At 57.7% G+C, this 12,349-nt stretch carries 13 protein-coding genes; 5 read left to right on the top strand and 8 right to left on the bottom strand.

The features are described 5' to 3' along the window. Window positions 1–22 precede the first annotated feature (22 nt). From ENTMO_RS0110295 to ENTMO_RS0110275, 5 genes are read left to right on the top strand one after another with little or no spacing between them, the layout of a single operon-like run. The gene (locus ENTMO_RS0110295; protein ID WP_010426064.1) at window positions 23–2,008 is read left to right on the top strand and encodes a TonB-dependent hemoglobin/transferrin/lactoferrin family receptor; all 1,986 of its coding nucleotides are present in this window, start codon (window positions 23–25) and stop codon (window positions 2,006–2,008) included. A gap of 23 nt (window positions 2,009–2,031) precedes the next feature. Further along, window positions 2,032–3,060 carry a hematinate-forming heme oxygenase ChuS gene (gene chuS / locus ENTMO_RS0110290; protein ID WP_010426066.1) on the top strand — a complete coding sequence of 343 codons (1,029 nt, stop codon included), beginning with the start codon at window positions 2,032–2,034 and terminating at the stop codon, window positions 3,058–3,060. Then, window positions 3,057–3,878: a heme/hemin ABC transporter substrate-binding protein gene (locus ENTMO_RS0110285; RefSeq protein ID WP_010426067.1), complete on the top strand. Its 822-nt coding sequence runs from the start codon at window positions 3,057–3,059 to the stop codon at window positions 3,876–3,878. Before chuS ends, ENTMO_RS0110285 begins: the two co-directional genes overlap by 4 nt. Further along, window positions 3,878–4,870 (top strand): FecCD family ABC transporter permease, encoded by a 993-nt coding sequence (locus tag ENTMO_RS0110280; RefSeq protein WP_010426068.1) that lies wholly within the window; start codon window positions 3,878–3,880, stop codon window positions 4,868–4,870. The genes ENTMO_RS0110285 and ENTMO_RS0110280 overlap by 1 nt, the downstream gene beginning before the upstream one ends. Further along, complete coding sequence (locus tag ENTMO_RS0110275; protein ID WP_010426070.1) at window positions 4,863–5,642, top strand: heme ABC transporter ATP-binding protein; 780 nt, start codon at window positions 4,863–4,865, stop codon at window positions 5,640–5,642. Before ENTMO_RS0110280 ends, ENTMO_RS0110275 begins: the two co-directional genes overlap by 8 nt. Here ENTMO_RS0110275 and selO read toward each other — a convergent pair. From selO to ENTMO_RS26540, 8 genes are all read right to left on the bottom strand, one after another. Continuing rightward, entirely contained in the window at window positions 5,639–7,081 is a 1,443-nt protein-coding gene (selO, locus tag ENTMO_RS0110270) for a protein adenylyltransferase SelO (RefSeq protein ID WP_010430173.1), read from the bottom strand. The two genes, ENTMO_RS0110275 and selO, sit on opposite strands and share 4 nt — an antisense overlap. A gap of 64 nt (window positions 7,082–7,145) precedes the next feature. Continuing rightward, window positions 7,146–7,856, bottom strand: coding sequence for an EAL domain-containing protein (locus ENTMO_RS0110265; RefSeq protein ID WP_010426072.1), 711 nt, complete (start codon window positions 7,854–7,856; stop codon window positions 7,146–7,148). 294 nt (window positions 7,857–8,150) lie between these two features. Further along, entirely contained in the window at window positions 8,151–8,615 is a 465-nt protein-coding gene (locus ENTMO_RS0110260) for an NlpC/P60 family protein (RefSeq protein ID WP_010426073.1), read from the bottom strand. Between the two features lie 73 nt (window positions 8,616–8,688). Continuing rightward, on the bottom strand, window positions 8,689–9,444 hold the full coding sequence (btuD, locus tag ENTMO_RS0110255) for a vitamin B12 ABC transporter ATP-binding protein BtuD (protein ID WP_010426074.1): 756 nt from the start codon (window positions 9,442–9,444) through the stop codon (window positions 8,689–8,691). After that, the gene (locus tag ENTMO_RS0110250; protein WP_010426075.1) at window positions 9,444–9,995 is read right to left on the bottom strand and encodes a glutathione peroxidase; all 552 of its coding nucleotides are present in this window, start codon (window positions 9,993–9,995) and stop codon (window positions 9,444–9,446) included. Before ENTMO_RS0110250 ends, btuD begins: the two co-directional genes overlap by 1 nt. Before the next feature lie 33 nt (window positions 9,996–10,028). Continuing rightward, window positions 10,029–11,009, bottom strand: a complete 981-nt coding sequence (btuC, locus tag ENTMO_RS0110245) for a vitamin B12 ABC transporter permease BtuC (protein WP_010426088.1) — start codon at window positions 11,007–11,009, stop codon at window positions 10,029–10,031. 103 nt (window positions 11,010–11,112) lie between these two features. Continuing rightward, the gene (gene ihfA / locus ENTMO_RS0110240; RefSeq protein ID WP_003857805.1) at window positions 11,113–11,412 is read right to left on the bottom strand and encodes an integration host factor subunit alpha; all 300 of its coding nucleotides are present in this window, start codon (window positions 11,410–11,412) and stop codon (window positions 11,113–11,115) included. A gap of 4 nt (window positions 11,413–11,416) precedes the next feature. Then, on the bottom strand, window positions 11,417–12,349 hold a 933-nt coding region (locus ENTMO_RS26540; protein WP_010430172.1), incomplete at its 5' end, for a phenylalanine--tRNA ligase subunit beta.

Raw genomic sequence — 12,349 nt, 5'->3', positions numbered from 1 at the left:
TCAATTCTTATGGAGAGTTGCTATGCCACACCTGCATTCCACGTCTTTACGTCCGTCACTTCTGGCGCTGGCGATTGTCAGCACCCTGCCGGGGGCTGCGTTTGCTGCCACAGACGACATCACCGTAACCGCCACCGGCAACGCCCGCAGCGCCTTTGAGGCGCCGATGATGGTTAGCGTCATTGACGCCACCGCCCCGGAAAACCAGACCGCCAGCTCTGCCGCCGACCTGCTGCGCAAGGTACCCGGCCTGACGCTGGACGGCACCGGCCGCACGAATGGTCAGGACGTCAACCTGCGCGGTTACGACCGTCGCGGCGTGCTGGTCCTGGTCGACGGCGTACGTCAGGGAACCGATACCGGCCACCTCAACAGCACCTTCCTCGACCCGGCGCTGATCAAACGTATTGAAGTGGTGCGCGGTCCTTCCGCTCTGCTGTACGGCAGCGGCGCATTGGGTGGCGTGATTTCCTATGACACCGCCGACGCCAACGATCTGCTCGAGCCGGGCAAGAACAGCGGCTACCGCGTGTTTGGTACGGGCGCGACGGGCGATCACAGCATCGGAATGGGTGCCAGCGCCTACGGCCGTACCGAGACGCTGGACGGTCTGGTGGCATGGTCGAGCCGGGATCGCGGTGATATTCGCCAGAGTGACGGTGCAACGGCGCCTAACGACGAATCCATTAATAACATGCTGGCAAAAGGGAGCTGGAAAATCGACCCGGCTCAAACCCTGAGCGGCTCCCTGCGCTACTACAACAACGACGCGCAGGAGCCGAAAAACCCGCAAACCACCGACGCGTCCGACAGCAGCAACCCCATGACCGACCGCTCCACCATCCAGCGTGATGCGCAGCTTGGCTACCACCTTGCCCCGGAAGGTAACGACTGGCTGAACGCCGATGCAAAAGTCTACTGGTCCGAAGCGCGCATTAACGCCCAGAACGTCGACGGCACCGGCGAGTTCCGCAAGCAGACCACCAAAGGCGGTAAAGTGGAAAACCGCACCCGTCTGTTCAGCGACTCCTTCGCGTCTCATCTCCTGACCTACGGTGGCGAATACTATCGTCAGGAGCAACGCCCGGGCGGTGCGACAACCGGCTTCCCGAATGCCAAAATCGATTTCAGCTCCGGCTGGCTGCAGGATGAGATCACCCTGCGCGATCTGCCCGTGACCCTGCTGGGCGGTACGCGCTACGACAATTATCGCGGCAGCAGCGAGGGTTACGACGATGTGGATGCCGATAAGTGGTCATCCCGTGCCGGGTTAACCATCAGCCCAACCGACTGGCTGATGCTGTTCGGCTCTTATGCGCAGGCCTTCCGCGCGCCGACCATGGGCGAGATGTATAACGATGCGAAACATTTCTCCATCGGCAGCTTCTACACCAACTACTGGGTACCCAACCCGAACCTGCGCCCGGAAACCAACAAAACCCAGGAGTTCGGTTTTGGTCTGCGCTTTGACGATCTGATGCTTGCCAACGATGCGCTGGAGTTTAAGGCCAGCTATTTCGATACCAAAGCCAAAGACTACATCTCTACCACCGTCGATTTTGCCGCGGCGACCACCATGTCCTATAACGTCCCCGACGCCAAAATCTGGGGATGGGACGTAATGGCGAAATACTCCGCCGACCTGTTCAACCTCGACGTGGCCTACAACCGCACGCGCGGCAAAGACACCAACACCGGCGAGTATATCTCCAGCATTAACCCGGACACCGTCACCAGCAAGCTGGATATCCCGGTGGCGCAAAGCGGGTTTTCCGTCGGCTGGATCGGTACTTTTGTCGATCGCTCAACGCATATCAGCAGCAGCTACAGTAAACAGCCGGGCTATGCGGTCAATGATTTCTACGTCAGCTATAAAGGTCAGGAACAGCTCAAAGGCGTGACCACCACGCTGGTGCTAGGCAACGCCTTCGACAAAGCGTACTGGTCACCGCAGGGGATCCCGCAGGACGGTCGTAACGGTAAGATTTTCGTGAGTTATCAGTGGTAACGCATATTGAGAAGGAAGAGACAATGAATCACTACACACGCTGGCTTGAGTTAAAAGAAGACAATCCGGGTAAATACGCGCGCGACATCGCAGGGTTAATGAACATCAGCGAAGCGGAGCTGACCTTTGCCCGCGTAGGTCATGACGCCTGGCGACTGCACGGTGAAATCCGCGAGATTTTAGGCGCGCTGGAAGCCGTGGGCGAAACCCGGTGTATCTGCCGCAACGAATACGCCGTGCACGAGCAGGTCGGGAGCTTTACCAACCAGCACCTGAACGGCCACGCCGGGCTGGTGCTGAACCCGCGCGCGCTGGATCTGCGCCTGTTCCTCAACCAGTGGGCGAGCGTGTTTCACATCAGCGAAACCACCGCACGCGGTGAGCGTCAGAGCATTCAGTTTTTCGATCGTCAGGGCGATGCCCTGCTGAAGGTGTATACCACGGACAATACCGACGTCTCTGCCTGGGGCGACGTGTTGACCCGTTTTATCTTTGCCGATAACCCGCCGCTTGAGCTGAAGGCCGCCGATGCCCCGGCTCACGCTGAGAATGCGGATGGCGCGCGTGTGGACAAAGAGTGGCGCGCCATGACCGACGTTCATCAGTTCTTCAGCCTGTTGAAGCGCCATAACCTCAGCCGTCAGCAGGCGTTTCGTCTGGTGGGCGACGACCTCGCCTGCAAAGTTGAGAACAGCGCGCTGGGGCAGTTGCTGGAAACGGCACGTCAGGACGGTAACGAAATCATGGTCTTCGTAGGCAACCGCGGCTGCGTGCAGATCTTCACCGGCGCGGTGGAAAAAGTCGTACCGATGAAAGGCTGGCTGAATATCTTTAACCCCGCCTTTACGCTGCATCTGCTGGAAGACGCCGTCGCGGAGAGCTGGGTAACGCGCAAGCCGACCGCAGATGGCCACGTCACCAGCCTGGAACTGTTTGCCGCCGACGGTACGCAAATCGCCCAGCTGTATGGCCAGCGTACCGAAGGCGAGCCGGAGCAGAGCCAGTGGCGCAGCCAGATTGACGCCCTGACGCCAAAAGGGATGGCCGCATGAAAAGCTGGTTTGCCCTGCTGAGCGCCCTGCCTCTGGTGGCGTTTGCCGCCACGCAGGAGAAAATTGTCACCCTCGGCGGCGACGTCACGGAGATCGTTTATGCCCTTGGCGCAGAGTCTTCTCTGGTCGCGCGCGACAGCACCAGCCAATGGCCGCAGGCGGCGAACGACCTGCCAGACGTGGGTTATCTGCGCCAGCTTAATGCGGAGGGAATTTTGTCCATGCGTCCCACGCTGGTGCTGGCGAGCGCTCAGGCTCAGCCCTCTCTGGCACTGAAGCAGGTTGAGCAAAGCCGCGTCAGGGTGGTCACCGTTCCCGCCAGTAACGCCCTGAGCGTGATTGACGAGAAAGTCCGGACGATCGCCGAAGCAACGCACCAGCAGGCGCAGGGAGAAATCCTGCGCAAAACGCTGCGTGCGGAGCTGGCCGCACTGCCTGGGTCGTCGCTGAACAAGCGGGTGCTGTTTATTCTTAACCACGGCGGGATGACCGCCATGGCTGCCGGGCAGCAGACCGGCGCGGATGCCGCCATCCGTGCGGCAGGTTTACAGAACGCTATGCAGGGATTTTCCCGCTATCAGCCGCTGTCGCAGGAGGGCGTGATTGCCAGCCAGCCCGACCTGGTGGTGATTTCGCAGGACGGTGTGCGGGCGCTGGGCGGTGAAGAAAATCTGTGGACGCTGCCGGGTCTGGCGCAAACGCCAGCCGGGCGGAACAGACAGATGCTGGCGATTGATGACATGGCGCTGCTGGGCTTTAGCGTGCGAACGCCGAAAGCGATCCAGCAGCTGCGCGCCAAAGCGGAGCAACTCCCCTGATGTCCCGACGGGTTACGGTTTCACTGTGGCTGCTGGCTGCCCTGCTCTCCCTTTTGACGTTCACGGCCACCGGCTTTGGTGCGTTGCGCCTGCCGGTCAGCCTGCTGTGGAACGGCAGCGACGAGGCGCTGCGTCAAATCTGGCTGACGATCCGCCTGCCTCGCGTGCTGCTGGCGCTGGTCATCGGCGGGTCGCTGGCGTTGGCGGGGTGTGTGATGCAAGGACTGTTTCGCAATCCCCTGGCGGATCCGGGTTTGCTCGGCATCAGCAGCGGCGCGGCGCTGGCGGTCGCGCTGTGGGTCGTTCTTCCGCTCTCGTTACCTGCCCTGGTGATGCTCTACGCCCCGATGCTGGCAGCCTTTCTCGGCGCGCTGGCAGCGACCGTTGCGATCTTCCTGCTCAGCCAACAGCGTAACAGCTCCCTGTCACGTCTGTTACTGGTTGGCATTGCAATAAATGCCCTGTGCGGCGCGGCGGTCGGCGTCCTCTCCTGGGTGAGTAACGATGCGCAGCTTCGCCAGCTTTCGCTCTGGGGAATGGGCAGCCTCGGTCAGGCACAGTGGTCGACACTGCTGGCCGTTACCTCGCTGATGGTGCCCACCGTTCTGGTTATCTGGCGGCTGGCGAACGCGCTCAACGTGCTGCAACTCGGTGATGAGGAAGCGCACTACCTGGGTGTGGATGTCGCCGTCGTACAGCGGATCCTGCTGCTGTGCAGCGCCCTGCTGGTTGCTGCCGCAGTGGCGGTCAGCGGCGTGATCGGCTTTGTGGGGCTGGTGGTACCGCATCTGATGCGTATGTGGCTGGGCGCTGATCACCGGGCCGCGATCCCCGGCTCGGTCCTCGCCGGAGCTTCGCTGCTGTTGGTTGCGGATACGGCCGCGCGAACGCTGGTCGCGCCAGCAGAAATGCCGGTTGGTTTACTGACCAGCCTTCTTGGCGCCCCCTGGTTTCTCTGGCTTATTTTCCATCGTGGAGGGCAACATGGCTGACCGCTATTGCGCTGAAAATATTGTTTTTCAGGCGGGACGACGCACGATAATCAACGACATTTCGCTGTCATTGTCGCAGGGTGAACTGATCGCGTTAATTGGCCCGAACGGTGCCGGGAAATCGACGTTATTACGGCTGTTAACGGGTTATCTCAAGCCTGCCAGCGGGCACTGTCTTCTGGCGGGGAAACCCCTCAGCGCATGGCGTCCGGACGCGCTTTCCCGCCAGCGGGCGGTAATGCGACAAAACACGCAACTGGGATTTGACTGGCCGGTGGAGGCCGTTGTCGGCATGGGCCGCGCCCCGTGGACGCGCACGCCTGAAGCGGCAGTGATTCAGGAAATCATGCGGATCACCGAATGTTTACCGCTTGCCGGAAGGCAATTTGCGGCGCTTTCCGGTGGCGAACAGCAGCGTGTCCAGCTTGCGCGCGCGCTGGCCCAGCTCTGGTGCGACGGTGCTCCGCGCGGCTGGCTGTTCCTGGATGAACCCACCTCCGCGCTGGATCTCTACCATCAGCAGTATCTGCTGCGGCTGTTAAGATCGCTGACCCGTCAAAAGGATCTGCACGTCTGCGTGGTGCTGCACGATCTCAATCTGGCGGCGCTGTGGGCAGACAGGATCCTGTTGTTGCATAACGGCAGGCTGGTCGCCGGAGGCACACCGGAGGCCGTCCTGCAGGCCGATGCGCTGGCCCACTGGTATGGCGCACAGCTGCACGTGGGTCAACATCCGGCTCACGCCGCGCCGCAGGTATTTCTCGCCCCCTAGCTTGAGCAGCTCACTTCCAGCCGCTTACCCCACTCAGGCGGGCGGCTGACGTAGTCATCGTCCCGGTCGGCAAACGGCGTGCGCAACGCCACATGCAGGCGGTGTAGCTCGTCGTACTGTCCCTGCTCTGCCTGCTCAATCGCCCGCTGCGCCAGCCAGTTGCGCAACACCATTGCGGGGTTCGCGGCCTTCATCTTCTCCTGGCGGGTTGCATCATCCACCTGCTCCTGCTGAAGCCGCGAGCGGTAGAGCGTGAACCAGTCGTCAAACGCCTGCCTGTCGATAAACTCGTCACGCAGCGGTGACGCCGCGCTGTTCTGCTCCGTCTGGCTCAGCATCCGGAAGGTGCGGGTGTAGTCACTCCCTTCCCGCGCCATCAGCGCAAACAAGGTGTTCAGTAATTCGTTATCGCCCTTCTCCTGGGTCAGCAGGCCCAGCTTGTTGCGCATCAGCGCACCATACTCCCGCAGCAGAACCTCCTGATAGCCGTCGAGCGCATCGTTCAGGGCATCGACGTCAATAAAAGGCGACAGGCTTTGCGCAAGGCGTTGTAGATTCCACAACCCTACAGCAGGCTGATTATCAAAACTGTAGCGTCCCTGATAGTCCGAATGGTTACAGATGTAACCCGGCTGGTAATCATCAAGGAAGCCATACGGACCGTAATCGAAGGTGAGTCCCAGAAGGGACATGTTATCGGTATTCATGACCCCGTGTGCAAACCCGACGGTCTGCCAACGTGCAATCATTGAGGCGGTACGGGAGACGATATCGCGGAACCAGAGAACATACTTTTCCGCTTCGCCCTGCAACTGTGGCCAGTGGCGGCGAATGGCATAGTCTGCAAGCTGTCGGACTTTTTCCGGCTCGCGGCGATAGTAAAAGTGTTCAAAATGACCAAAGCGCAGATGGCTTTCAGCGATGCGGACCAGCATTGCCCCCTGCTCCATCGTCTCACGCGCAACCGGCGTGTCGCTGGTAACAATGGACAGCGCGCGCGTGGTAGGGATCCCCAGCGCATGCATGGCTTCCGACGCCAGGCTTTCGCGGATCGTTGAGCGCAGCACCGCGCGCCCGTCGCCCATTCGCGAATAGGGGGTAAGACCCGCACCTTTCAGATGCCAGTCAACCGTCTCCCCGTTGGGAAGCTGTTGTTCACCGAGCAGGATCCCCCGGCCGTCACCCAGTTGCCCCGCCCAGACGCCAAACTGGTGGCCGCTGTAGACCTGAGCCAGTGGCTGCATGCCCGCCAAAAGCGTTTCGCCACCCCAGACGCCAGCCCCTTCTGCAGGCTGGAACAGGTCAGGCGGGATCGCCAGTTCGTCAGCCAGCGGCGCGTTATGCCAGATAAGACGGGAATGGTGTAACGGTGTAGGTTTGAGTGCGGTATAAAAGCCAGGCAACTCGTCATGCCAGTGTGCAGTAAAAGACAGGGTCATAGGTCCTCCTGCTTTTAGTGTAGAGGGTTTAGCGGGTCTTAAACACGGGCGAAGAGAAGGGTTATCATTGAACGAGCGTTGTCACCTGCTCTGCCGGTACGGCAGGCCAGAGACTTCCCTGCATCGCGCCAAAATTAAACGTCAGCACGCGCTGCAACAGGCTGTGATCGTCAATCCCGGATACCATAACCGACTGGCAGTGTGGGGTGATTTGCCAGAGAATAGCGCGCATAAAGGGCTCAAAAGAAAGCGCTGCAGCCCGCTGCTGGATAAAACCCTTGTCCAGTATTACGCGCTTAAACAAACCGTCATAAACCGCTTTGAGAGATGCTGCACCTGCGCCAAAGTTTGTCAGCACTAAAGGAAAATGGATTGCCATTCTCGCCAGGTTCAGATCATCTTTTCCATTATTTAAACCTGGATAGTTCTCATTAACAGTAAACTCAAGAAAAGGATAGCGCTCAAGTAATGGAACAGCATTTCCATTCGTTAATAAAAACTCAACTATTACAGGTGTAATATTGATCCATGCAATTAACTGGTGCTGAATAAAGAACAGTTTACAGGTGTCGAGCAATTGCAGTTTCTCTTGAAACAGCGCTAACTCTTCTGCAGGTGAAAGACGCGGGATAACCAGTTCAGTAGGGATCCTCACTTCCGTGTCAACGCCAGCAAAGTTAACCACAAGCTCTAAACCTTTAAGCTCCCCGGCGCTATTACGCGCAGGCTGCAGCAAAAGTTCAGACTTGTAGGCATTATCTAGCGTAATAATCATTGCACTCGCCCCGCATTAAAGATGAGAGAGGACATCCTGGAGCAATTGACGACACAATTCCACTGTCTTGATTTTAATAAGATTAATTTCATCAGTTCCGTAATATTTTTCAGATTTATCCCTGAATCTAAATTAATCTTATCCTGGTTGCTGTGTAATAGCCAGTTTTAGATAAAACAGATACATCTGGACATAACTAATTCTTCGTAAATTTAACTTTAATCATCTTATATGATTAAAAGCGGCATAGTTTAATAGTTACCCTGCCGCCAGCGTTAAGCCGTCAAGGTGCGACTAAATACGCCGCGCCTGCCAGAAATTTTTACGCCAGTAGACATTATCGAGCGAAGAGCGCATCACCCCACGGCTGGTCGAAGCATGAATAAACTGGTTATCCGTATCGTAAATGCCAACATGGAGACCGCTTTCACCCGAACCGGTTTTGAAAAAGACCAGGTCGCCAGGCAGTAACTCATCTTTGTTGATTTCCGTGCCTATTTCAGCTTGCTTGCGCGTTTCACGCGGAAGCTGCAAATCAAACTTATCGCGAAAGGTCATTAGCACAAAACCAGAACAGTCCACGCCGCCGCGACTCATACCGCCGTAGCGATAAGGCGTGCCGCGCCAGTTGCTTAACTGGTCGTTCAGGCTGGCAATCACGGTGATTGAATCCGAGAGCCGGGCGTTAGGGGGTGGCGCACGATGGCTACTGCATCCCGCAAGAAAGAGCGCTGCCACAAAGAGAAACCAGAATCGCATGTCCAGACGAATCCTCTGTTTTTTTATTCTTTTTGTAATTTAGCGTGCAAGTAGGCTACCAGGCAAGAAACGGTTACTCTTGCGCGGTAGAAATCAGCATCTTATGCCCTTCTATGTCCAGCCTGCGAAACGACATATTGTAGGCGCGGGCAAGATTTGGAGGCGTAAGAACCTGGTCACGCGCGCCGCTGGCAATCATTTTGCCTCGCGACAGCAGCCAGACCCTGTGGGCATGACGCAGCGTGTGGTTAAGATCGTGACTGCTCATGACGACGGCTATCCCCTGACGGGACAACCCGCTTAGCAGGGTATCCAGCGCCGCCTGCTGGGCGACATCCAGACCGCTCATCGGCTCGTCCAGAAGCAGCAAGCGTCCGTGCGGATTTCCTGCCGGATGGATCTGCAGGATAACCGCGGCCAGACGCACGCGCTGCCACTCCCCACCGGAGAGCTGGCTGGCGTGACGGGTGAGTTTATCGTCTAACCCTAACCCCATCGCGACATCCGAGAGCAGCGTGGCGCTGTTTTTATCATGCAGATGCAGCATCAGATAGTGCCAGACCGGCATCGCAAACGGTGGCACCTGCTGCTGAACTAAATAGCTACGCCGATGTGCCAGCGATACCGGTGACCAGTCGGCAAGGGCGTGCCCCTGCAGCACGATCTCGCCCGGACCAGAGTTCAAGCCCGCCATGCGTGCCAGCAGCGTGCTTTTACCGGCCCCATTTGGCCCAACAAGATGCAGGATTTCTCCGGCATTGATAGCACCGGTTACCGGCTCCAGACGTCCCTTATCGGCGACGTCCGTGAGCTGCATCAGCAACGTCATTATTTCGCCAGCGCCAGCTTGATAGATTCCATGACGATCGGATCTTCAGGCGTCATATCCGGTGAGAAACGCTGGACAACCTGGCCGTCGCGACCAATCAGGAATTTTTCAAAATTCCACAGGATATCGTCAGGATAGAGCGGCGCGCGCCCTTTGCTTGCCATACGTTCATAGAAACCGCTGCCCTCTGGCGCCACGGCGGTCGGCGCTGCGGCCACCAGCTTCGCGTAGAGCGGGTGGCGGTCTTCACCGTTGACGTCGATCTTGCTGAATAGCGGGAACGTCACGCCATAGGTGGTGCTGCAGAAGGTTTTAATCTCCTCTTCGCTGCCCGGCTCCTGGCCCAGGAATTGGTTGCACGGGAAGCCCAGTACGGTGAAACCGTCTTTCCCCCAGGCTTTCTGAATGTTCTCCAGCTGTTCGTACTGCGGCGTCAGGCCACATTTAGATGCCACGTTGACGATGAGCAACACGTTGCCCTTGTAGCCTTCCAGCGTGGTTTTCTCGCCGTCAATGGTGGTCACTTCGGTATTCAGAATATCAGTCTGCATAGCATTCCCTCAGGTTGTCTTACGGGTAGTGATTTAACGTCCAGCTTTTAAGAGTAGCCAGATAAATACCGGCGCGCCCAGCGTAGCGGTCACTACACCAATCGGCAGTTCGGCTGCGCTCAGGGCGAGTCGGGCGATGATGTCAGCCACCAGCAGCGTTGCCGCCCCGGCAACCGCCGAGGCCGGAAGTAAAGTCCGATGGTCGGTAATACCGCACAGACGCAACATATGTGGGATAACCAGCCCGATAAAGCCAATCGCCCCCGCCAGCGCCACGCTCACCCCCACCATCCAGCCAATGGCAATCACCAGCGCATTGCGCCAGAAGCTAATCGGCATGCCGAGCTGGCGAGCCGACGTTTCGCCGAGCGCGAGAATATTCAGCGGCTGTGCCTGAAAAGAGGTCCACAGTATGACCGGGATCAACAGCGCCATCAGCCAGCCCTGCCGCCAGTCGACGCCGCCGAATCCGCCCATCATCCAGTACATTAGCTGGCGCAAATCGAACGACGTTGAAAAATAGACCGCCCAGGTCATTAACGCGCTGCAGATGATCCCCAGCGCCACCCCGGCAAGCAGCAGCCGACTGGTCGACAGATGCCGTCTGGCAAAACGCAGAAGAATGATGGTTATCAGCAAGGCGCCGAGAATAGCGCTAAAGCTAATGCTCCACGCTGAGAGTGCCCCGCCCCCCAGCATGACAGCCGCAATCAGCCCCACGCCAGCCCCATTCGACACGCCAAGCAGCCCGGGCTCCGCCAGCGGATTTTCAAACAGCGCCTGCATGATGGTGCCGCACAGCGCCAGCGCGGCCCCCACCAGGATCACCGCCAGCGTGCGCGGCAGGCGTATTTGCCAGACAAAAAGCTGGCCATCCGGACCCAACCAGCTTTCCGGCCCCAGCCACCTGTCGCCCGCGCACAGGCTAACGACAGCGGCCACAATGAGCAGCAGCGCAAGCAGAAGCAGGCGACGTCGATCGGAACGGTGCTGGCGATGGGCAAAATCAAGCATAGGTATGGTTTTAGTCACGTGAGATGTAATTGATTTTACGGTGGGTTTGCAGAAGAGCGCAAAGAAAAAAGGCCGCAATAGCGGCCTTTTTAGTTAGTTCATATTACTCTGCTTTAGGCGTTGCGTTTTCGACACGGCTTTTTAACTTCTGGCCGGGTCTGAAGGTCACCACGCGGCGGGCTGTAATGGGAATATCTTCCCCCGTCTTCGGGTTGCGACCCGGACGTTGGTTTTTGTCTCGCAAATCAAAATTGCCAAAACCGGAGAGTTTTACCTGCTCACCATTTTCCAGAGCACGACGGATCTCTTCGAAAAACAGCTCTACCAGCTCTTTGGCATCCCGTTTGCTAAGCCCAAGCTTATCAAACAGATATTCTGACATTTCAGCTTTTGTAAGCGCCATAGGTTCAATCCCTCAATGATGCCTGGAATCGCTCTTTTAATGCCTCTACACATCTGGCAACGGTAGCGGCAATCTCCTCTTCTTCGAGTGTACGGCTGGTATCCTGAAGGATAAGGCTAATAGCGAGGCTCTTGAAACCTTCTGCTACGCCCTTGCCGCGGTACACGTCAAATAAGTTTACGCCAACTACCTGATTTACGCCAACTTTCTTACATTCGGCCAAAATATCTGCTGCGGGCACGTTTTCAGCGACGACAACCGCGATATCACGGCGGTTCGCCGGGAAGCGTGATACGTCCTGCGCCTGAGGAATGACGCGGTCTGCAACCGGGTTCCACTCCAGCTCGAACACGATGGTACGGCCATTCAGGTCCAGCTTACGCTCCAGTTCCGGATGAACAACTCCAATGAAACCAACGCGTTTACCGTCCAAATAAATCGCCGCGCTCTGGCCCGGATGCAGGGCTGGATTCGCTTCTGCACGGAATTCAATTTCAGATAATTTACCGGTCAGATCGAGAATGGCTTCCAGATCGCCCTTCATATCGTAGAAATCAACCGTACCTTTTGCCAGATCCCAGTGCTCTTCATAGCGATTACCGCTGATAGCCCCCGCCAGCATGAGATCCTGACGGATGCCTAAATTCGCCTGAGTATCCGGTACAAAGCGCAATCCACTTTCGAAAATTCGCACGCGGTTTTGCTGACGATTCTGGTTATACACGATAGTGCCGAGCAGGCCGGTCCACAGGGACAGACGCATCGCGGACATCTCGCTGGAGATCGGGCTTGGCAGGATCAGCGCCTCCTGGCCCGGGTGTATCAGCTGCTGCAGCTTAGGATCAACAAAGCTGTAAGTGATCACTTCCTGATAGCCTTTGTCGTTGAGCATGGTTTTCACACGCTTCAGGGACAGGTCGGCTTCACGGTGGGTGCC

Origin of the sequence: Enterobacter mori LMG 25706 (genome assembly GCF_000211415.1) — a bacterium.
In the GTDB taxonomy this organism is placed as follows: Bacteria; Pseudomonadota; Gammaproteobacteria; order Enterobacterales; family Enterobacteriaceae; genus Enterobacter; species Enterobacter mori.
The sequence above is the reverse complement of the archived record's forward strand: the minus strand, read 5'-3'. Positions and strand labels throughout refer to the sequence as shown.